The following is a 19905-nucleotide window of genomic DNA, read 5'->3' as shown; positions in this document are numbered from 1 at the left end:
GTATGGATTTTTGTGGAAGGATGGTTTGTTTAACAGAAAAGAATATATGTTTCCAAAGGAAATATAGGTATGCAAGAACGGCTTCGTACCTTTTTCTCAGAATACATGGCAAAGGAGTCGATTTTCATAAACAAGAATCTTCTTACACACAATTATATCCCCGAGCAAATTCTTCACCGGGACGAGCAAATATCGGCGATTGCCCGCATTCTTGCCCCTGCGCTTCGGCTTGATCAACCATCCAATATATTTGTTTTTGGAACTACTGGGACAGGAAAATCCGTTGCAATTAAATATATCTATAACGAGCTCATGCATACCAGCCAGTCGAATCTCATGGCAATATATGTCAACTGTAAATTGAGGACAGTTTCTGATACGGAGTACCGGCTTCTTTCATATATACTCAAGGAGTTTGGATACAAGGTTCCGGATACGGGCCTTCCAACGGAAGTGCTATATAACAAGCTTTTTGAGATAATTGACTCCAAGCCGCAGATTATTCTCCTGGCCCTGGACGAACTGGATGCGCTGATAAACAAAATAGGGGACGGAGTGCTCTATAATCTGACGCGGGCAAACACGGAGCTTAAAAATGCCAAGATTTCGATAGTGGGCATTTCCAACAATCTTTCCTTTACAGATTATATTGACCCAAGGGTTAAAAGCTCTCTTTCTGTAGAAGAGGTCATATTCCCTCCATATAATGCCCTTCAGCTTAAGGATATATTGATGACAAGGGCATCGGCTGCAATGGTTGAGGGGTCTTTTTCGGAGGCAGTTGTTGGCAGGTGTGCGGCATTGGCCGCCCAGGAACAGGGGGATGCAAGAAGGGCGTTGGACCTTTTCAGGGTGGCTTCAGAAATTGCCGAAAGAAATGATGAGAGGGTTGTGGCAGAAAAGCACGTTGCCCTTGCAGAGCAAAAGCTTGAGCTGGATAGGGTTGTGGAGCTTGCAAAGGCTCAGCCAAGGCATTCACAGCTGATTTTTTATTCCATACTCAAGCTTTTCGAAAAGGGGCAGGAAAATATCCTTACCGGGGACGTATATGATATTTATGTTGGAATATGCAAGAAAAATGGGTATCGGGTGCTGACCCAGCGAAGAATTTCGGACTTGATATCTGAACTTGACATGTTGGGCCTTGTTTCAACCCGCGTTGTGTCCAAGGGAAGATATGGCCGGACTCGTGAAATTAGGGTGGCAATAGCAAAAAAGCCCTTTGATCTTTTAATGTCCTATTTTTCGGGCTCGTTTGAGGCATAGATTATGCTTCTGACATTCGAGAAAATAAGGGAAGTGCAACTCAACGAAAAGAAAGATGAGCTTCAGGCGCTTCCTGAGAATTTTTTTGATGATGCTGCAGACTATCTGCGGGCAAGGCATGGGACTGACGAGGGAAAGACTGCACTCAAGATTCTTACAAATCTTTTTGAAAGGCGCCTGAAAAAGGTTGCCAATATGGCATCCATATATTACCTTGCAGGAAAAGTTCCCGATAACCTGAGCCCTGTGGAGGTTAAGGTTTATTCTGACCTGATCAGCGCACTTCGAAAAGGGGATTGCGAATTCAGGGCAAGGTTTGCAGATAAGGCCGGGTTTGAAGACAAGTCTCCACACTGTAATCTGATGGAACCTTCAGAGGATGCTTCCCCCGTCGAGGAGAAAGAGAAGGGTAGTGTAGGAGATATGGTGAAAGTCACATTTGTTATGGACACGCCTGAGCTTATGACCCCGGATATGCAGACATGTACCTTCAAGAAAGGGGATTGCGCTACAGTCTCGAAGGCATTTGCGGATTTTTTGAAGAAGAGTGGATTTTGCAGCCTCTAAGGGGCATAATAGATATTAGCGCAAGTTGCAGTATTAATGCCTTGGGAATGTAGTAATGTGTTTGAAATGGCGCGATATATTTTTGTTACCGGGGGCGTTATGTCGGGGCTTGGAAAGGGAATAGTTACAAGCTCCATAGCCCGGCTCCTTAAATCGCGCGGCTATAAGGTCACCGCCGTGAAGATAGACCCGTACGTGAACATAGACGCAGGCACAATGCGACCAACAGAGCACGGCGAAGTGTGGGTTACCGAGGATGGCGGCGAAATTGACCAGGATTTTGGGCATTACGAAAGGTTTCTCTGCGAGCCAATAGGAAAAAGCCATAACATTACCACAGGCCAGATTTACAGGGAGGTAATTTCACGTGAACGGCGCGGCGAATACCTTGGCTCTACGGTGCAGGTAATTCCGCACGTTACAAATGAGATTAAGAGAAGAATCGAAACGGCGGCGGGCTCAAAGAAAGCGGACTTTTGCCTGGTTGAAATCGGCGGAACTGTAGGGGACTATGAGAATGTGCTCTTTCTGGAGGCGGCAAGGCAGATGGGGCGTGAACTTGGTGATTCCTGCAGCAGAAAGGAAAAGGTATGTTTTGTTCACGTGTCGTATGTACCCATACCGGACAAGCTGGGCGAGCCGAAAACAAAGCTCACGCAGCAGTCGGTGCGCCTGCTGCGCGAAATTGGCATTATGGCTGATGTTATAATCTGTAGGTCCAGGTACCCTCTGGATGATGTCAGAAAGAAGAAGATATCCCTTTTTTGCGATGTCTGCGAAAAAGACGTGATATCCAACCCCGATATAGAAACCGTTTACGAGCTTCCGGTGATTTTTGAACGGCAGGGTCTTTCGGAGCGCATCCTTGATCGCTTTGGACTTCCTGCCAGAAAGCTTGAATTGGACGAATGGACCAAAAGGGTTGAGGTCATAAAAAATCCGGGCCGCAGGGTTTCGATAGGCATCGTGGGCAAGTATATTGACTCAGGGAACTTCACGCTTAAGGATTCCTACATCTCTGTAGAGGAATCAATAAAGCACGCATGCGCGAAGCTTGGGGTGGGCTGTGGCATTGCCTGGGTAAATGCAAAGAATATTGGTGAGGCGGAACTTTCTGGGGTTTCCGGGCTCATCGTTCCGGGGGGATTTGGCTCTGCTGGGGTGGAGGGAAAAATTCAGGCGATAAGGCAGGCCCGTGAAAGCAAACTGCCTTTCCTGGGGCTTTGTTTTGGCCTTCAGATGGCCGTGGTGGAATATGCAAGAAATGCCTGCGGGCTTGTGGGGGCTAACTCAACTGAAATAGACCCGGCCACGAAGTATCCCGTTGTGGATATTCTCCCTGAACAAAAGGGAGTGAAAGACAAGGGGGCGACAATGCGACTTGGAAGCCACCCGGCGGTTCTGAAGAATGGGACTAGGGTTTATGAATCTTACCTGGCTGCGGGTCTTTTGTCCTCTAAGGGGGTGGCATACGAAAGGCACAGGCACCGCTATGAGGTTAACCCTGCTTTTCACAAACTACTTCAGGATAAGGGACTCGTTTTTTCGGGGGTGTCTCCAGACAGAAAGCTTGTTGAGTTTATTGAGCTTCCAGGCCACCCATACTTTGTTGCTACCCAGGCGCATCCAGAGTTTAAGTCAAACCTTCTTCATCCTGCCCCTCTTTTTCTGGGCTTCGTGAAGGCCTGCCTTTAGAGAGGTTTAATCTTCCGGGCGATAATCTCCAGCTTTCCTTCATATTTGCTTACTTCGCCTACAACCTGAACCAGGTCTCCGGGATTTGCATTGGCATTGCCCGCTTTGAACAAAACCACATCAATTTCGCACTCCTGATCCTCTAGCCGGATAAATAGCGTTGAAGTATTCGAAAGCCGTGCGGATCGTACCAAACCCTCGGTTTTTATAACCTGCCCTATTCTTGAGTCATTTACTGATGAGAGGGGGACGCTTTCCGGCTCTATGTAGAGAACTGAAGCATAAATGCCAACAAGGCCAATGACTATTGCAAAAAGGGAATATTTTAAAATAGCCCTCTCGGGAGACATAATATAAGTTAAACAATCTTGAAAAAAGAGAAAATCGAGAAAAACAAAACTATTTCTTCAATGGAATTTCTATTGTGGATACGTTGATTTTTCCACCTTCCTTTGCTTCAACTTCGTCGGTTCCTATCTTGATTTCGCCAATCTTGACGTCCTTTGCAAACTTGTTTTTCGCGATCTGTGCAACGTCTACTGCTTTGCTGATAACCTTTCCTCGTGCCTTGATAGTCACTTCGCCGCTGTTTGAAAGTTGAGTTACGATTGCTAGGACGTAACTCATCAAAGGTTTCTGTCCTACTAACACTACGTTTTCCTTTAGTTCTGCCATATTGCTTCATATTGGGCAATGCCCAAGCTGTCTATAGTACGATATAGTACGATAGCTGCTACTATATTAATATCTCCGCGATTATTAAATAAAAAATTTAGAGGCATCTTTATAAAATCACGATTGTGTGGCTTTTGTATTTCCCATCTTTATTTTAGGGATATTATGCATCCAGCAGTTTCGGCGACCCTTATCATGGCTTTTTCGATATCCATTGTAGGGCTTGTTCTTTCCTTTGGGCTACCCCTTATTGAGGACAAGACAAATGGGCTGGATATAGAAGGGGGAAAGTCGGCCGTAAACCATCTTTCGGAGGTAATGCTTGACCTGTCAGATGACCCAATAGGCACATCAAGAGAAGTGGACTTGGCATTCTCCAAAGGCCATATTGTGCTTTCAGGAAGTGAACTTTGCTTTATCCTGGGGGAGGAGCGGTATTGCCGGACCTTTTCAGGACTGAATTTTGGCGAGTTAGATATCCCTTCCGGACAGCGGCGCGTAAACCTGGAGAAAGTTTCTTCACGTGAAATTCATGTGACATTGGAATAAGCCCTTTAGCCCTATTTGGTGAGCTTTTCAAGTTCACATAGGTTCTTAAGCAGGTAGTCTGGCTTGAGTTCCCGGGCTTTTTTTTCGCAGAGAACTCCTGTGGTGATAATTCCTATCCGGATATGGGCCTTTCTTGCCGCTTCAAAGTCCATCGGGGAATCGGCAATGTATATTGCTTCGTCAGGGCATATGCCAAGCTGGCTTAAAACCTTGTTTAGCATATCCGGGCTTGGCTTTCCATTTTTTACATCCTGGGAGCAAACACAGGCATCGACGTACTTTAGAAGGCCAAACTTTTCAAGGAAATAGCGCATGAGATGGCGGTTATTGCCTGTGGCGATTGCAATCTTGTACCCTTTCTCCTTAATCTCTGCCAGGGTCTTTTCTGCATCAGGAAATGGCCTAAAGGACTCTATGTGCTCTTTTTGGTGGTGCAGGAAGAATTCTGTTGCCGGCCTTGCCTTGCCGTTAGGGACAGTCATTCTCATTATTTCCGGCGCTCCCCTTCCAAAAATGCTCAATAGATGGTCTCTTGGAACACTTATCTGGTACTTTTCAAAGGTCCTTTCAAACAGGTCTGCCCACTGGTTTACAGAGTCTATAAGCGTTCCGTCCATGTCGAATATGAACAGCTTAATCATAAAAGACCTAGAACTTTAATTAAAGCCCGTTGCCCAATTTACCTCCCGCAAGTGGTTTTGGGGGAAATTACCTGATTTTTTCAATTACTACGTGCCTTTTTGTCTTTGTAATGGGCTTGCATTCGGCAATCCTTATTTCATCTCCTTTGCTGAGCTTGAGGCATTTTGGCATATGCGCTATTATCTTTCTCCTCCTTCGCTCGTACCTCTCGTACTTTGGTACGTAATAGAGGTATCTCTTTTCAATTACGACAGTGTCTTTTGCCTTAAGGGAAACCACCTCTCCAGTATAGGTTTTCCCCCTAATCTTGAGGTTTCCGTGGAAAGGGCACTCTTCGCTGTTGCAGCTTTCCTTTGGTTCCTCTACGTCAAGCCCGATATTTCTTGCCATAAATTAAAAAGTAAAAGATTAATTCTCCTCTATACTTACAATTTTGCCGTCAACTATCATTTCCCAGGGGAATATACCATCTTTTTCGGCTGATTTTGTCGGCATCGAGCTTACGCCGCCATGGCTATCAATTTCAACGATAAACTCCTTGCTGCACTTCTCATTTTTGCAGATGTGGAGATTTTTGTTGCTTTTTCTTACATTGAACTTTTTGTCCTTTCTATAAGCCATATCAATCTCGCTTTCATGCTGAGTCTTACAAAATGGGCATGCCACCTTGTACTTAACCTTCACCATTATATACTATAGAAATATATAAAAAATATACCAACAAAAAGTAGAATAAGGACATGCTTTATTCCTGCCTTAAATGAGTCTTCGACGATCCTTCCAATAGCAAGGCCAGAGATAACCGCCTCAATGATAATAAGGTGTGTGAACAGCGTCCTGTAAAATTCAAGGTTAAATTCGCCAAAGGAGGGGATGAAAGACCTGAAGAGGAGAAGTATTGTTGCAAGCATCACAAAAAATATGAGGTAAAAGGAAATGAGCTGGGGGAAGAGGGCTGCAGACCGTTCACGCTCAATCTCCCGAGTAAGGGCTATGTGGGAATATATCTCGTTCATGCTTTTTCCAATATTGGGGCTGAATTCAGAGGCCTTATCGACCAGGTTTATCATGCGTGAGATAAAGGGATCGTTTATTTTTTTGGAAAGCTTTTTAAGGGCGACAGGGAAAGGAATCCCCCATTCTATTTGGAGGCACAGGTTTCTTATTTCAGGCGTCAGAGAGCCATAGTTTGCATATTTGCTGTGCTTTACTGCTTTTACCAGGGTCATGCCCGACGCGCAGTTATTGTACACTTCCTGGAAGAAGCGTGGGAAGTTTTCGATAAGGTCACGCTTTTTTTGTTGCCTGTGCCCGTAAAGAGACAAGAGGAGAATGATTATAAACCCTAGAAGCAGGAAATGGATTGCAGTCATAGTTTAACCAGCCCCAGCAGGGCGAGATATATAATTCCAAGCAGAGGCAGCGCTCCATCGACAATCAGGGTCATAAGGTGATGGATTTCCAGTCCCAGAAAGGTGGGCTCCATAAGTGAGAACACAACCAGAATGATGGTCAGGCACAGGGGGGCTATAAGGAGCGCAACAAGATAGAAATCAGCAAGAAGGGACATTACTGCCGTGTGCTTTTTTCCTCTTTCCCGGTATACCTCTAGCTCCTTTTTTCCTTCTTCAACAAGGTACTTGCTTATGTCGCTTCCAGACATTACTGTCGCCGTTAGCCCATCGAGGAATTTTTTGAATTTTTCAGAAGAGGTTCGGTTTGCCACTTCTTTTAGCGAGGACACGGCGTCCTTTCCCATAAGAGAAATATATTTGTGGGCGCGCCCAAACTCTTTTGAGAACTCTCCAAACTCCTTCTCTTTTGAAGCGCAGTATATTATTTTTTGAAGTGGGACGCCACTTCTTGAAACTATGCTTAAATAGGGGATTCCAAAAACCATATTCCGTTCAAGGTCTTCTTTTTGCCGCTGGTACTTTGCGAAAGGGTAGAGGTAGAATACCGTTGCAATAAATGAGGTCAGGGTCAGTGTGAGGATGCCTGCGGAAGCTATTGATGCCGTAAAGCTCAGGCCCCAGAACAAAAGAAACAGATATAAAAAGAAGACCAGAAAGAGATTAAGGGAAAGAAAGCAGTAAAAGAACAGCTGCCCTACGTAGGTTTCGTATATTATTGGAAGGTTTGATTTCTCTGTCAGTTCCTTGAGAGACGCAAGCTGCCTTCCGAAGAAACGGCTTCCGGTTTTTCCAAAAAATCTTATTAGCGCTGGGTACATAGTCCAAGGGCTTTGTATATCCTGTGGATTGCGGACAGGTTAGTCAGGAACGCAAGAAGAATTATTATGTATAGGAGGTAAATTGGGTTAAGGTTAATCAAAATAATGCCCGCTATCAAGGCAAGAGTCCTCTCAGGCCTTTCAAGGAGCCCTCCGGAAAATGATTTGCCTGTCTTTTCAGAGTATGCCGCTTTTGAGTAAGTGGTCATAAGCGACCCGAAAACACAAAGAGCGATCCATATCTCCGGTGCCAGGACCAGGGTTGGGAGGGGCAGGAAGAGGAATGACAGGAATATTATGAACTCCACATATCTGTCTGCAATAGTGTCTAGGTAGGCGCCGTATGGCCCTGCCCGTTTCGTTTCTCTTGCCAGATGCCCGTCAAGGGCGTCAGAAGCAATAGAAAGAATCACCAGGAAAAGTGCTGCAATGTATTTCCCGGAAAGCATGGCATAGAAGTAGCCAGCCGCAAGAAGCAGGGAGAGAAGCGTGAGCTGGTTTGGGGAGATTCCAGTTCTCTTTAGCGGCTTTATCGCCCAATCCAGAATTCCCCCAAATTTTTTCTTTGAGGAAGATAGCATAATTACTGTAAGAATAATACCTCTATAGGCAAATAGAAGGTTTTAACAAGCTATATTGATTATGTGCTGATTATAACAACTCGGAGAACCTATTTTTCTATATCTTGGCTTATTTTTTCAGAAATATATTTTGCTCCTCCGGAGAACCCTATAAGTTTTTGTGGGCTATATAAAGAATGGATCTTATAAAGGTCAGGAAAAGGACCGGAAGAATTGTTCCATTTAATAAGAATAAAATAATCGAGGCAATTACTCGGGCGTTTTCTTCAGTGGAGCGCGACGAACCGGCAAGAGTGCAGAAAATTGCCGATAGCGTCCTTACAGAGCTTAAGAAAAAATATGATGGTGGGGTCATTACTGTTGAGCAGGTTCAGGATGTTGTGGAGCAGGTTTTAATAAAAAACAATCTCGCTGATGTTGCTAAGTCCTATATAATATACAGGCAAAAGCACAAAGAGCTTAGGGAAATAAAATCCCTGATGGGGGACGTGGACGATGACCTGAAGCTTCCTCTTAATTCCTTCAAGGTTCTCAAGGCAAGGTATCTTCAAAAAGATGAAGAGGGTAAAATTGTCGAGACTCCAAGACAGTTATTCACAAGGGTTGCCCGCAACATTGCAGAACAGGACAGGAGATACGGTTCTGACGAAGACGAAATCAAGGCAACGGCTAGAAAATTCTTCAAGATGATGACCACGCTTGAGTTTATGCCTAACAGCCCTACATTGTTTAATGCCGGAACCGACAAGGGCTTGTCTCTTTCTGCCTGTTTTGTCCTTCCTGTTGGGGACTCGATGGAGGATATTTTCGATGCCGTAAAATATATGGCGCTTGTTCAGAAATCTGGCGGAGGCACCGGATTTTCATTCAGCCGGCTGCGGCCAAAGGGCTATCCTGTAAGGTCTACCCGAGGGGTTGCCTCAGGCCCTCTTTCGTTTATGAAGGTGTTTAATGTCGCAACAGATGTGATTAAGCAAGGGGGAAAGAGGCGCGGCGCCAATATGGGTGTCATGAGGGTTGACCATCCAGACATTATAGACTTTATTTCCTGTAAGGAGAAGGATACGGAAATGACAAACTTCAACCTGTCTGTTGGAATGACTGATGAATTCATGAGTGCGGCCGAGGTTGGTGGAAACTACCCCTTGCGCGACCCCAAAACCCGTGAAGTCGTAGGTCACCTGAGTGCCAGAAAGGTCTTCTCGCTTATATCTACTTTTGCCTGGAAAAATGGAGACCCGGGGCTGATATTCCTGGATGAGATTAATCGCAAGAACCCCACCCCCGAAGTAGGTGAAATCGAAGCGACAAACCCTTGTGGAGAACAGCCGCTTTTGCCTTATGAGTCCTGCAACCTGGGGGCTATAAACCTGTCCAAGATGCTAAAGGAAACTGAAATCGGCTATGAAATGGACTGGAAGACGTTGAGGTCAACAGTTCGTGACGCAATTCATTTCCTTGATAATGTAATTGATGCCAATAACTACCCCATACCCCAGATAGAGAAGGCCTCAAGGGCAAACCGCAAGGTGGGTCTGGGCGTAATGGGATTTGCCGATGCTCTTATCCTTTTGGGAATCCCTTACAACAGCCCTGAAGCCGAGCAATTTGCCGATAAAGTAATGGGCTTTATCGAAGATAATGCGCGCGAGATGTCCATAGAGCTTGGGCGGGTCAGGGGAAACTTTCCGAATTTCAAAAAATCTATATGGAAGGATAAATTCCCAACTATGAGAAACGCGGCCTGCACGACAGTTGCGCCAACAGGCACAACAGGAATAATTGCCTGCGCTTCATCAGGCATAGAGCCGCTTTTTGCGATTTCGTACCTTCGGAAGGTGGGAAATACCCTTGGAGAGGACTTAGTGGAGACAAATCCCTTATTTGAGCAGGTCCTTAGAAAGAGAGGTATTTACAGTGAGGACCTCATGAGAAAAGTCGCTGGAAGGGAGTCCATACAGGATGTGCAGGATCTGCCTGAAGACATAAGGCGTGTTTTTGTTTCAGCCCACGATATTTCGCCCGAGTGGCACCTTAAGATACAGGCAGCGGTTCAGAAGCACATTGATAGCGCCGTAAGCAAGACCATAAATCTTCCAAACTGGGCGACAATTCAGGAGATAGAGGACATCTACATAAGGGCCTGGAAGATGGGCTGCAAGGGAATAACCGTTTACAGGAATAACAGCCGAAGCGAGCAGGTTCTTAATTTTTATGATTCTTCCAAAAAGCCACAGGCCTCCAATCGGGAGCCGCAGCAAAACCCGAACTGCAATGGAGGTGAGATGAAGCCGGAAACCGATGACCCAAACAAGTGCCCCAACTGCGGGTCCATTATGGTAAGGGAGGAGGGTTGCAGAAACTGCAAGGGCTGCGGATACTCTGTTTGTGGCGGATAGATTTACCCCGGATTAGCTACCTTTTGTCAGATAGATTATGGACTCCTCTAAAAAAGCATATGGTTATTTGCTTCTGGCAGTAGTGGTCTGGTCAACCAATCCAGCTGTTGCAAAATTGGCTTTGGCTGAATTGGATAATTTTCAGGTTCTATTCTACATGTGCATTTTTGCAATAATTTCTTTATTCACAGTTAATCTGTTACAGGGAAAACTTGGTCTTCTTTTAGAGTATTCTCCAGGAGATTATCTTAAGATGTTTGTTTTGGGAATGTTGGGCATTTTCTTATACCATGCGTTTTTGCTTGGAGGTTTTGCTTTGGCCCCTGCGGGACAGGTTAACGTAATGAATTATCTTTGGCCCGTATTTGTTATACTATTTTCGATACCCCTACTGAAGGAAAGACTGACCCCCGTAACCCTTCTATCGGTTTCAATTAGCTTTATTGGGGCACTGATCGCCTTTACGGGAGGTAATCTGAGATTTAGCAGTGACTATACCCAAGGATATATTCTTGCCGCCTTGGGCGCTTTATGCTATGGCCTTTTTTCTGTTCTCGGGCAAAAATGGAATTATGAGAACTACTCGGGTATGCTGGTCTATTCTCTTTCCGCTGCAGCACTTATCATACCCATCACCCTTGTTTTTTCCAGCTTCACTGTGCCCCTGGTACTGACCACCTGGCTGGCAGTTGCATTTCTTGGAGGGGTGGTTAATTCACTTGCGGTAGTGTTTTGGTTTAAGGCACTGGAATTGGGGGATACTCACAAGATGGCAAATTTGGTCTATGCTGTTCCTTTCTTAGCCATGATTTGGACTTATCTACTGAATGCCGAGCTATTTTCAGCAGGTTCCATAGTGGGATTGGCTTTAATCGTGATGGGAGTCTTGATACGGCTTCGATATAAGTAGTCCTGCTGTTTAGTAGTATTTTAAACAAAATCATATTGTGTGGGGCTAGGCCGGGCTGGTTGGCGCAGCTTGTAACCCGAAATCGTCATTATGCGGGGGTTCGAAAAGCCCTTGAGGAGGCGGCTTACCGGGAGGGCCTTTCGGTTCAACGGAGATGCTTGGCCCTGTCTGGCGGTTGCCTGTGTGAATCCCCCAGGTTCGGAAGGAAGCAAGGGTAAGCATGGACAATTGTGCATGCAGGATTACTGAGCGGAGGAGAACTGGAAGACAAACCCTTTCGGTATCTGCTTTCGATAGGGAAGCGCTCCACACACAAATAAACCTTCTGATGGAAATAAGGAATCTTAATGGGCGCCACCTTGAGGGCAGGTATGAACTTGGCAGGGAGCAGTTTAGGGGGAGAATACTGGTTTACGCGGAGTTTTTTGAAAGATGATTTTAAGAGGCGCGGTATTTAACTTGGGGCTTTTGATAACGGAGAATTGATTGGAGCAATACTTGTTGACATTAACGACAGGCCAAAAACATGGACTTTTTTTTGACGTCCGTGAGGAATTTCGCCATAATGGGGTAGGCCAGGAGCTGATCCGGCATGCTGAGATAAGGTTGCTGAAGGGATACTACTGCATGCTTGTTGATTTTGAGGAGAAAGACAAGCTTGCAGGAAACTTCTGTTTCGCTCATGGGTTCAGGAGGGCTGCAAAAATAAAGGACTGGTTTGTAAAGGGGACGTATGTAATAATTTACGCAAGGGAGCTTCCTGAAAAGAAGTGACTGAATTTAGAATTTTTCTGCCAGCCGGAAGGGATCGCTTGAAACGACAGCATCGGCGAAAAGCTCCATAGTGCCAATGTCTGAGCTTTTGTTGTCAAGCGCTCCCCGGTCAACAATCCGCATTATCCAGTAGTCCAGCGCCTTGAAAACCGCGAGGTTGTAGCTTTGAACTCCAAGTTTCTTGTATTTTTCGATTATCCTGAATATGGCCAGCGCAAGGTCTGTCAGGCGCTTTGATTTCGAGAGTATAAGTATCTCCTTTTCTTTTTTTGGTGTCAGGTAAAATATCAGGCGTTCCTTTTTGGCCTTTTTGCCTAGCCCCAGGGCTTTATGAACTTCAAAAAGGTCTTCAAAGTAATCTCTTCCAAAAATCTCTCTGTAGCCAAGAGCAACTTCCTCCAGGTGGCGTATTTGGCCGTATTTTGTTCTTGAGGCGGTAAGCTGCATATGCCCGTGGACAAGAGATGCCCCGCTTTTCCAGAGGCAGTTCCAGATCAGAAAGTCATTTTTTGCCAAGGGATCAACTGACGCGGCTTTGCCAAACCATTTCTCTGCGACTTCCAGGTAATCGAGAAGCCATTCTTTTTTAAGCTTAAGGGGGTTATGCTCGTTGAAGATAATCACTCCATGGAATTGGTCATACTTTGCAATATTGCTGGAGGTCATGCAATGCTTTCCCCTCAGCCTGCCGAAAGTGTCGGGGGGCGTTTTTTTAGAGGCATTGCAGAAAAGACAACTCTCGTTTTTTTCGATGTCAGGAATAGTCCGGCAGTTTGTATCAAATGGGCGGGATGCCCTAAGTTCATTAAAAAGGGTTCCTTCGCCCGTCAGGCGGTTTTGGAGGTGTACAATTTTTTGGCTTTTCACTTTTTTGACTGAGCCAAATTTCTGTTTTGTCCAGGATTCCATTTCAGAAGGCACTTCAAGATTTCCCGTAGAAACTTCCAAAGCATAAAGTCTATCAAAAAGCTCGCTTTGGCCTTTGGATAGCTTTTTAATAACACCCTGCAGGTTAGCTATGCTTTTTGGTTTTTCCAAAGCCATAATATTCTCTGGAAACCAATTATTCTATCTTTTTTATAATTTTTATAATTGCTTTTGGAGTTGGAGAGAGTTCGAGAAGCGCGTAGGTTTTTCCGGGGGACATTCCCGCTCCTGGAACGACCCCATTTGCGCTTCCAGGGTTTAAAATAAGCTTTTCTCCAAATTTTTCAGCAAATGGCCAGTGAGTGTGCCCAAAAATAAGCACGTCCAGCCCCCTCGATTTTGCAATTTCCTCAAGGGCCTTTATATTCCCCCTTCCAAAGTGGTGCGAATGGGTCACCCCTACATTTTTTCCGTATTTTTCAAAAGATATAAACTCCGGCAGGTCGAGCCGGTCGCAGTTACCTCTTACGGCAACAAGGTTGGAATTTGCTTCCAAAAGCTCTTCAAGGATGCTTTTTTCGGTAAAGTCTCCAGCATATATTATTCCTTCGGCCAATCTTGCCTCCTGCAGAATTTTTTTTGGGATGCTCTTTGCCCTGTCCGGAATGTGTAGGTCGCTTATTATGAGGTAGGCCATTAATAAGGTTTACCTTGACAAATATGCTTTGGGACTATTTGGGGTTCCACATGTTTCGGGTAGTTCTGGACAGGGAAACGGTCCCTCACACCCACATGCAAAATATCTTTCTTTCATAATTGGAGTGTATATGTTAATCCTTCCCGGATAATATCCCTCTTGCGGCAATTATTCCGGTTGCAGCTGCCCCGACAATATTTCCTGAAACTCCGGCGCCATCCCCAGCCACATAAAGACCAGAAAGGCATGTTTCAAGATGGCCGTCTGTTTTTATCTTGGAGGACCTCAGTTTTATCTCCGGGGCGTAGAGAAGGGTGTTCCCAGAATTTATGCCAGGCATTACCCGGTTAAGCCGCTCAAGCCCTTCAATTATGTTTGTAACAACCCGGTGGGGAAACGCCATTGAGATATCTCCAGGAATGACTGCCTTTAGGGAAGGCCGGACATAGCTTTTTTTGATTCTTTCCCAGGTGCTCCTCCTGCCCGACCTGAGGTCAGCAAGACGCTGCAGGATGGGCTTTCCCCCTCCAATTGTGTTGGCAAGCTTTGCGATTGATTTGGCATAAAGTATTGTGTTTTCTACGGGCTCAGTTAGCTGTATCTCTGTTACAAAGGCAAAGTTGCTGTTTGGGCTGTCGTGGCTTGAATTGCTGTGGCCATTAACGCAGACAAAACCTTCATAAGTTTCCATTGCAACCTTTCCGTTTGGGCAGGGGCAAAACGTCCTCATGACGTCGTCGAAGGTGGGGGTTCTCAGCAAAAATACTGCCTCGTACATTTCATCTGAATATTCCTTCATCACCTCTGAAGGAAATTCAACCCTCACTCCCACCTCGACCTTTTCATAGGTATAGCCAAGGCCGTATTTTTTTGCGATGCCTTGCATCCATGAGGCGTTATATCTTCCAGGCGCGAGAATTACATAGTCTCCATAGATTTTCTCTCCGCTGCACACGACGCCTTTGAGCATTCCATTTTCAATGATAAGGTCCTCGACGTAGCAGCCAGTCTTTATCTTCACGCCCTTTTTCCTGAGGGCCTCTTCAAAACTACCTATGACTTTTGGCAGCTTGTCGCTTCCAACATGCCTGATTCGCCTGACAAAAAGGTGTATGCTGTTTTTTTTGCATTTTTCGACAAGGTCCTGCACTTTCTTCATATCTTTTGGATAATATTCCGCATCAACGCCATATTTTGTAAATATTTCGTCAACTTCTTCCATCAGCTTTTCGTATTCTTCGGGGCCGTATATGTCAAGGATTTTTTCGTGGCTTAGGACCGGGGTGTAGTGGAGCTTTCCATCCGAATAAGTTCCGGAGCCGCCCACTCCGCACATGATATTGCACGGCTGGCAGTTCTTACAGCTTTTTTCAGAACTCATCGGGCAGCGCCTTTCCAGGGTGCTTTTGCCCTTGTCTATAAGAATCACCTCGCATTTTCCGGCAAGCTCGTGGGCTGCGAAAAGTCCGGCAGGCCCCGCACCGACAATTATGGCTTTTTTCATATGCGAAATCCACTCACAAATTAGCAGAGTTATTTTATATAGCCCTCAGTTATTCTTAATAATCATACCCATTTATGAAACTTGGCACAGTCATTTCCACCCAGGATTCGCCCAGCACAGGCGAATTTTACTTTGTTGCAGAGGATAAGGACTCAGTAAAAAAGGGGCTTTTTGTTCAGGTTTCCACCAAAGAAGGGCTTTTGATAGCCCGGATAGAGGAGATAATCGTCACGAACCGGTATTTTATGCAGCCGGAAACGATTTCTAACTACTCCATATCCATAGATTCCCACTTTCCGACTGACAAATGGGAATATCTTGTCTGCAAGGCGCACTGCTTAGGTATACTGGGGCAGATTGTAAAGCGCTCCAATTACCCAACTTCTCCCGGGGCAAGCGTTTATCTGGCCAAAGAAGAAAACCTCAAGAAGCTTTTCCGCTTTGCGCCGGACGGGCTTCACTTAGGGGAGCTTATTGGGCACAAGATTGCAGTTAAGCTTAACCTGAACCGCCTTTTTCAAAAGCACCTGGCGATTCTTGCGCTTTCGGGTGCGGGAAAGAGCTATGCAACGGCTGTTCTTGTAGAGGAGCTTTTGAGCCGAAGTGACGACCAGGGAAGGGTTGGAACTCTTGTGATAGACCCGCACGGCGAGTATTCTGCGTTTGCATATGACGAAAAATTCTCCCAGAAAACTAACCTTGTCAGGGGAAAAGATATTCGTATTGGCCTTCCGAAGCTTTCCTCTAATTATCTTGAGCTTTTCCTGCCGGAGTTGAGCTTTGTCCAGAAGAGGGACCTCGTGAGGGTTTTTGAAAAGCTGAAAAAAGGGGAGAATGTGTTTGGCATGCCGGAGCTGATGGCTGCAATAAACGCTGATGAATGCATAAAGCAGGCGACAAAAGATGTTTTGCTGTCAAACCTCGAAGTTCTTAACCGGACTCATCTGTTTGGCTTCTACGATGTGCCTTCGGTTCCAAATCTCGTGTTTCCAGGAAACCTTACCGTTCTTGATGTTTCGGATATGTCCGGCGGCAAAAAAAGGCAGATGGTTGCCTCTTACTTTTTAAGAGAGCTGTTCAACAGGCGGGTCTCAGGTACGGTGCCCCCATTCATAGCGTTTATAGAGGAGGCGCATAACTTTGCCCCGGAAAAGAGCGCACGGACAAACTTTTCAAAGTCTATTGTGGAGACCATAGCAAGAGAGGGCAGAAAGTTTAATGCAATTTTGTGCCTTATCTCGCAAAGGCCGGTCCACCTTTCAACAACCTCCCTTTCGCAGTGCAACACCCACATGTACCTCCGTATAACAAACCCTTACGATAAAAAGCACATTGGGGAAAGCAGCGAAGGCCTTACCCAGGAGCTTTTGAACCAGATTACCACCCTGGAGGTGGGAGAAGCCCTTATTGTCGGGGAGGCATCGCAGTTTCCTCTGTTCGTGAGCATTAGGAAAAAGGAGGTTTGCGACGCAAAGACCGGGAAGTCCCTTGAGGAGGAGTGCAGGGAATATCTCAAGCAGGCCAAAAAGGATAGGGCTGACGTGCTGGACATGATGAAGGAATAGTTGCTTAAATACTGGGTGCGCTGTTTATATGATATGGAGGACAAAAAGAAGCCGGGATGGATTCCAGCGAAGGCAAGCGACCCCTTTTGGGACATTGGAGCGGGGTTTGGAAGGCGATTTCGAAATATCTGGTCGGCAGCAATGCCTGATTTTCCTGTAGACCTCCTGGACGAAGGAGACCACTTTATAGTCAGGTCAGATCTGCCCGGGTTTAATAAGGAGGAGTTGTCTGTAGAGATTGCAGGAAGGAATCTTGTAATAGGCGCCTGCAAAAAGGCGGAAAAAGAAGAGCGTGGCGAGAGGTACTATCTCAGGGAAAGGTCTTCTGGGGAGATGACACGTTCTTTGCTTATCCCCGAGGAGGTTGTCCCAGAAAAGGCAGAGATTAAATTTTCGGAAGGAATGCTCGAAATCAAGATTCCAAAAGTGGAAGGGACCGGCAAAAGGCACAAATTGTTATAGTTTTTATTTTTTAATAACTTTATCTTATTTTTTATATGCGGGAACAATTTAAGTAAAAAATTTTGATTATTTAGTAATTTTGATTTATTTTTTAATGATTGGTTTGGGAGACATAACTGTTTCTTAATGATAATATATAATTCCCTAGGTATATAATCTTATAGAATCAAAAGACGCACCGAATCCGGGAGCCGCCTATGGCGGGGAGATTCACTATATTGAGGAAAAGAAAAAATATGAAAAACATATTTGGAAAAATAGGAGCAATCGCCTTGGGAGCACTTACAACAGGAGCAAGTATAGCACCTGCAATGGCAGCAACCTATGGTTTGGAGGACTACCCAGTTCCTTTCGTCGATAACGGAAACACAAACTTCCTTATCGTCGTTGGTAGCGGGGCAGACCCTGCCGATGTTGCTGGAGCTATAAACATTGCCGTTAGACTAGGTGCTGAACGTGGCGAGGAAGTCACTTGTGGTGGATCCGGAACAGTAATATTGGGTGGTGAAGATAAGGAACTCGCATTGAATGAGGCCCTTAGCACTTTTGGCACCCTGAAAGACAACAAGCTGGCCGGATTCCAGGATGACAAGCTAAGATGGAATAGTAAGGACGTGGACTTCGAGGAGCAGTTGACCGTAACCGGTATCGATATAGTCACCTCAGATTCTGATGAGGATTTGGGAAGTGAGATATACCTTGGTACTGGAAACGCAAACTACCAACAGTTCAGGTACTCTTACGTAATCGATGACGACGACTTCGACTACACACAGGTAAACACAACAACTTCAAAGAAGCTTTTGGTCAAATTCCTTGGAGAGGACTTTGAGATTACCGGAGTTTCTAACGGCACAACCGACTCAATAACTTTCAAGTTTGCTAAGGACTTTGTTCTTGGCGTCGGTGACGAAGAGGCAGTCGAAGGAAGCATGGTGAAGGTTAACTCCATTGGTTCAGCTGCAGCATCCGTTTCCGTCGGAGGTGACACAAAGATTATCTCTGAGGGAGATGAGTATGATTTTGGTGACTTGACGGTAGGCGTCAACTCTATCTTGTATACTGATGATGTCGAGAGCAGACAGGTAGACATTTCCATTGGTTCTGACATCGAGAAGACCGTTTCTGACGGCGATTCGATGGAGACCTTTGGTGAGCCTGAAGAAGAAAACGATGCAGAATGGCTTTGGGTAGTCGAAGCAGACAACTCGGATACAAGCAAGTTGACAATCGGCGCCAAGTACAACCAGAAGTTGCTTGACCACAAAGACGACCTTAAGACAATAGGCGAATACTTTGCTCTTCCTGAAAACTATGCAAAGGTTTCCATAACCAAGTTTACCACTGAGGACTATCTAGAAATAACCTCTGAGTTTGACAACTACATAGACCTTGATCTGACTGAAGCTGGAGCATCTGATACTACAACTTACACGAGTAAGAGTGGTTTGGTGCTTACTTCAGACGAAAGCGAAACTGGATTCAGAGTAAACGCTAGTGGAGTTATGACCGAGACAGACACGGTTTACTTGTTGGTTAACGGCACCAATGTAATTGGCGCATTTGACAATTCAGACAACAAGAAGCAGATTTTCTACATCGGAAACGGAACCAACTACCAGGTCACCAATGAGCTTCAGGTCTACTACCAGGATACTGCACTCCCTGTCTACTTCAACAATAGTGTTAGCACTATGGCCTTTACTGTAAAGGAAGGCGTTGAGGGAGACATTCTTTGGGATGTGGATCTTAGTGGTGAGCGGCTTGGAGACACTCAGGGACAGGCCGATGCAGCCGAACTTAAAATCGGCGGCACAAATAGAGGCACTGCTGAGGATGATTACAGGACCCACTACGGTCTTATAATCAGGGACCCAGATAGTAACGGTGATAGTGACGAACTTGCGTTCGCTGTTCCAAGCGAGCAGATTAAGGCCACTATCGTTGTAGAAGGTCCACAGACCTCTGTCAGCACAGTAACAGGAAGCACGGTAAAGAAGGCAGTTCCTATAGTAGATGACATCGCCAAGATGGACACTGAAGTAAACGAGGTCGCAAAGCAGACAAAGAACTTGATTCTTGTCGGCGGACCTTGCGTAAACATCCTTACAGCTAACGCACTCGGTTTCAGCGAAACCGTTTGCGGTGAGGAGGCAGCTGCAGTGATTCCAGAGAACGCAGCAATAATCAAGATGGTCAACGGAGCATTCAACCAAGGAAAGGCCGCACTTGTTGTAGCCGGTTGGGATGCAGTGAACACTAGAGCCGCTTGTAGCGTGCTTCAGCAGTACACCGTTTACCCTGACTTGATGGGCGAGGGCGTTGTCGTTGAAGGAACCACCAACCCTGTTCTTAAGGCCCTTGAGTAATCGGGGCTAGCGGCTTAACGGCTGTTTTATTTTTTATTTTCACTTCAATTTTTTAATTATTGCTTCTTAGAATTATCTATCTCTTTCTTAGAATTATCTATCTCTTTCTTAGAATTATCTATCTCTTTCTTAGAATTATCTATCTCTTTC

At 45.5% G+C, this 19905-nt stretch carries 21 protein-coding genes and 1 other RNA gene; 11 read left to right on the top strand and 11 right to left on the bottom strand.

What is annotated here, in order from left to right; all coding sequences use genetic code 11:
* Positions 1-69: 69 nt before the first annotated feature.
* The 3 genes from JW727_05225 (at position 70) to pyrG (ending at position 3528) form a co-directional block, all read left to right on the top strand.
* Positions 70-1266: an orc1/cdc6 family replication initiation protein gene (locus JW727_05225; GenBank protein MBN2095424.1), complete on the top strand. Its 1197-nt coding sequence runs from the start codon at positions 70-72 to the stop codon at positions 1264-1266.
* Between the two features lie 3 nt (positions 1267-1269).
* Positions 1270-1833 carry a DNA replication complex GINS family protein gene (locus JW727_05220; GenBank protein ID MBN2095423.1) on the top strand — a complete coding sequence of 188 codons (564 nt, stop codon included), beginning with the start codon at positions 1270-1272 and terminating at the stop codon, positions 1831-1833.
* 66 nt (positions 1834-1899) lie between these two features.
* On the top strand, positions 1900-3528 hold the full coding sequence (gene pyrG, locus JW727_05215) for a CTP synthase (glutamine hydrolyzing) (GenBank protein ID MBN2095422.1): 1629 nt from the start codon (positions 1900-1902) through the stop codon (positions 3526-3528).
* Here pyrG and JW727_05210 read toward each other — a convergent pair.
* Both JW727_05210 and albA read right to left on the bottom strand, forming a co-directional pair.
* On the bottom strand, positions 3525-3878 hold the full coding sequence (locus JW727_05210) for an OB-fold nucleic acid binding domain-containing protein (GenBank protein ID MBN2095421.1): 354 nt from the start codon (positions 3876-3878) through the stop codon (positions 3525-3527). The two genes, pyrG and JW727_05210, sit on opposite strands and share 4 nt — an antisense overlap.
* A 49-nt stretch (positions 3879-3927) precedes the next feature.
* Positions 3928-4203, bottom strand: a complete 276-nt coding sequence (albA, locus tag JW727_05205; protein ID MBN2095420.1) for a DNA-binding protein Alba — start codon at positions 4201-4203, stop codon at positions 3928-3930.
* Positions 4204-4368: 165 nt separating this feature from the next.
* Here albA and JW727_05200 point away from each other — a divergent pair, with 165 nt between their 5' ends.
* Positions 4369-4752 (top strand): hypothetical protein, encoded by a 384-nt coding sequence (locus JW727_05200; GenBank protein ID MBN2095419.1) that lies wholly within the window; start codon positions 4369-4371, stop codon positions 4750-4752.
* Positions 4753-4763: 11 nt separating this feature from the next.
* On the opposite strand, the gene JW727_05195 is transcribed toward JW727_05200, so the two are convergent.
* From JW727_05195 to JW727_05170, 6 genes are all read right to left on the bottom strand, one after another.
* Complete coding sequence (locus JW727_05195) at positions 4764-5393, bottom strand: HAD-IA family hydrolase (protein ID MBN2095418.1); 630 nt, start codon at positions 5391-5393, stop codon at positions 4764-4766.
* Between the two features lie 67 nt (positions 5394-5460).
* Positions 5461-5784, bottom strand: coding sequence for a 30S ribosomal protein S17 (locus JW727_05190; protein ID MBN2095417.1), 324 nt, complete (start codon positions 5782-5784; stop codon positions 5461-5463).
* Between the two features lie 18 nt (positions 5785-5802).
* Complete coding sequence (locus tag JW727_05185; GenBank protein MBN2095416.1) at positions 5803-6081, bottom strand: hypothetical protein; 279 nt, start codon at positions 6079-6081, stop codon at positions 5803-5805.
* The gene (locus JW727_05180; protein MBN2095415.1) at positions 6081-6767 is read right to left on the bottom strand and encodes a type II secretion system F family protein; all 687 of its coding nucleotides are present in this window, start codon (positions 6765-6767) and stop codon (positions 6081-6083) included. Before JW727_05180 ends, JW727_05185 begins: the two co-directional genes overlap by 1 nt.
* Positions 6764-7627, bottom strand: a complete 864-nt coding sequence (locus JW727_05175; GenBank protein ID MBN2095414.1) for a type II secretion system F family protein — start codon at positions 7625-7627, stop codon at positions 6764-6766. The genes JW727_05180 and JW727_05175 overlap by 4 nt, the downstream gene beginning before the upstream one ends.
* Positions 7612-8208, bottom strand: coding sequence for a CDP-alcohol phosphatidyltransferase family protein (locus JW727_05170; GenBank protein ID MBN2095413.1), 597 nt, complete (start codon positions 8206-8208; stop codon positions 7612-7614). Before JW727_05170 ends, JW727_05175 begins: the two co-directional genes overlap by 16 nt.
* 176 nt (positions 8209-8384) lie before the next feature.
* Here JW727_05170 and JW727_05165 point away from each other — a divergent pair, with 176 nt between their 5' ends.
* The 4 genes from JW727_05165 (at position 8385) to JW727_05150 (ending at position 12291) form a co-directional block, all read left to right on the top strand.
* Positions 8385-10607: an adenosylcobalamin-dependent ribonucleoside-diphosphate reductase gene (locus tag JW727_05165; GenBank protein MBN2095412.1), complete on the top strand. Its 2223-nt coding sequence runs from the start codon at positions 8385-8387 to the stop codon at positions 10605-10607.
* 37 nt (positions 10608-10644) lie between these two features.
* The gene (locus tag JW727_05160; protein ID MBN2095411.1) at positions 10645-11517 is read left to right on the top strand and encodes a DMT family transporter; all 873 of its coding nucleotides are present in this window, start codon (positions 10645-10647) and stop codon (positions 11515-11517) included.
* Positions 11518-11555: 38 nt separating this feature from the next.
* Positions 11556-11828, top strand: an RNA gene (ffs, locus tag JW727_05155) — signal recognition particle sRNA.
* A 175-nt stretch (positions 11829-12003) separates the two neighbouring features.
* Positions 12004-12291, top strand: a complete 288-nt coding sequence (locus JW727_05150; protein MBN2095410.1) for a hypothetical protein — start codon at positions 12004-12006, stop codon at positions 12289-12291.
* Between the two features lie 6 nt (positions 12292-12297).
* Here JW727_05150 and JW727_05145 read toward each other — a convergent pair whose 3' ends face one another.
* From JW727_05145 to JW727_05135, 3 genes are all read right to left on the bottom strand, one after another.
* Positions 12298-13335: a hypothetical protein gene (locus tag JW727_05145; GenBank protein MBN2095409.1), complete on the bottom strand. Its 1038-nt coding sequence runs from the start codon at positions 13333-13335 to the stop codon at positions 12298-12300.
* 19 nt (positions 13336-13354) lie between these two features.
* Complete coding sequence (locus JW727_05140; GenBank protein ID MBN2095408.1) at positions 13355-13855, bottom strand: YfcE family phosphodiesterase; 501 nt, start codon at positions 13853-13855, stop codon at positions 13355-13357.
* A gap of 133 nt (positions 13856-13988) precedes the next feature.
* On the bottom strand, positions 13989-15359 hold the full coding sequence (locus JW727_05135; GenBank protein MBN2095407.1) for an NAD(P)/FAD-dependent oxidoreductase: 1371 nt from the start codon (positions 15357-15359) through the stop codon (positions 13989-13991).
* A gap of 74 nt (positions 15360-15433) precedes the next feature.
* Here JW727_05135 and JW727_05130 point away from each other — a divergent pair, with 74 nt between their 5' ends.
* The 3 genes from JW727_05130 (at position 15434) to JW727_05120 (ending at position 19755) form a co-directional block, all read left to right on the top strand.
* The gene (locus tag JW727_05130; GenBank protein ID MBN2095406.1) at positions 15434-16924 is read left to right on the top strand and encodes an ATP-binding protein; all 1491 of its coding nucleotides are present in this window, start codon (positions 15434-15436) and stop codon (positions 16922-16924) included.
* Between the two features lie 33 nt (positions 16925-16957).
* Entirely contained in the window at positions 16958-17386 is a 429-nt protein-coding gene (locus tag JW727_05125) for an Hsp20/alpha crystallin family protein (GenBank protein ID MBN2095405.1), read from the top strand.
* 236 nt (positions 17387-17622) lie between these two features.
* Positions 17623-19755, top strand: coding sequence for an S-layer protein (locus JW727_05120; protein ID MBN2095404.1), 2133 nt, complete (start codon positions 17623-17625; stop codon positions 19753-19755).
* The last annotated feature ends 150 nt before the right edge of the window (positions 19756-19905 follow it).

Source organism: Candidatus Aenigmatarchaeota archaeon, from assembly GCA_016932615.1.
Taxonomy (GTDB): Archaea; Aenigmatarchaeota; Aenigmatarchaeia; order QMZS01; family QMZS01; genus JAFGCN01.
The sequence above is the reverse complement of the archived record's forward strand: the minus strand, read 5'-3'. Positions and strand labels throughout refer to the sequence as shown.

What these genes read in the sequence shown, in the direction of transcription:
- JW727_05225 (MBN2095424.1), top strand. Translation starts at nt 70, where the DNA reads ATGCAAGAACGGCTTCGTACCTTTTTCTCAGAATACATGGCAAAGGAG.
- JW727_05220 (MBN2095423.1), top strand. Translation starts at nt 1,270, where the DNA reads ATGCTTCTGACATTCGAGAAAATAAGGGAAGTGCAACTCAACGAAAAG.
- pyrG (MBN2095422.1), top strand. Translation starts at nt 1,900, where the DNA reads ATGGCGCGATATATTTTTGTTACCGGGGGCGTTATGTCGGGGCTTGGA.
- JW727_05210 (MBN2095421.1), bottom strand. Translation starts at nt 3,878, where the DNA reads ATGTCTCCCGAGAGGGCTATTTTAAAATATTCCCTTTTTGCAATAGTC.
- albA (MBN2095420.1), bottom strand. Translation starts at nt 4,203, where the DNA reads ATGGCAGAACTAAAGGAAAACGTAGTGTTAGTAGGACAGAAACCTTTG.
- JW727_05200 (MBN2095419.1), top strand. Translation starts at nt 4,369, where the DNA reads ATGCATCCAGCAGTTTCGGCGACCCTTATCATGGCTTTTTCGATATCC.
- JW727_05195 (MBN2095418.1), bottom strand. Translation starts at nt 5,393, where the DNA reads ATGATTAAGCTGTTCATATTCGACATGGACGGAACGCTTATAGACTCT.
- JW727_05190 (MBN2095417.1), bottom strand. Translation starts at nt 5,784, where the DNA reads ATGGCAAGAAATATCGGGCTTGACGTAGAGGAACCAAAGGAAAGCTGC.
- JW727_05185 (MBN2095416.1), bottom strand. Translation starts at nt 6,081, where the DNA reads ATGGTGAAGGTTAAGTACAAGGTGGCATGCCCATTTTGTAAGACTCAG.
- JW727_05180 (MBN2095415.1), bottom strand. Translation starts at nt 6,767, where the DNA reads ATGACTGCAATCCATTTCCTGCTTCTAGGGTTTATAATCATTCTCCTC.
- JW727_05175 (MBN2095414.1), bottom strand. Translation starts at nt 7,627, where the DNA reads ATGTACCCAGCGCTAATAAGATTTTTTGGAAAAACCGGAAGCCGTTTC.
- JW727_05170 (MBN2095413.1), bottom strand. Translation starts at nt 8,208, where the DNA reads ATGCTATCTTCCTCAAAGAAAAAATTTGGGGGAATTCTGGATTGGGCG.
- JW727_05165 (MBN2095412.1), top strand. Translation starts at nt 8,385, where the DNA reads ATGGATCTTATAAAGGTCAGGAAAAGGACCGGAAGAATTGTTCCATTT.
- JW727_05160 (MBN2095411.1), top strand. Translation starts at nt 10,645, where the DNA reads ATGGACTCCTCTAAAAAAGCATATGGTTATTTGCTTCTGGCAGTAGTG.
- JW727_05145 (MBN2095409.1), bottom strand. Translation starts at nt 13,335, where the DNA reads ATGGCTTTGGAAAAACCAAAAAGCATAGCTAACCTGCAGGGTGTTATT.
- JW727_05140 (MBN2095408.1), bottom strand. Translation starts at nt 13,855, where the DNA reads ATGGCCTACCTCATAATAAGCGACCTACACATTCCGGACAGGGCAAAG.
- JW727_05135 (MBN2095407.1), bottom strand. Translation starts at nt 15,359, where the DNA reads ATGAAAAAAGCCATAATTGTCGGTGCGGGGCCTGCCGGACTTTTCGCA.
- JW727_05130 (MBN2095406.1), top strand. Translation starts at nt 15,434, where the DNA reads ATGAAACTTGGCACAGTCATTTCCACCCAGGATTCGCCCAGCACAGGC.
- JW727_05125 (MBN2095405.1), top strand. Translation starts at nt 16,958, where the DNA reads ATGGAGGACAAAAAGAAGCCGGGATGGATTCCAGCGAAGGCAAGCGAC.
- JW727_05120 (MBN2095404.1), top strand. Translation starts at nt 17,623, where the DNA reads ATGAAAAACATATTTGGAAAAATAGGAGCAATCGCCTTGGGAGCACTT.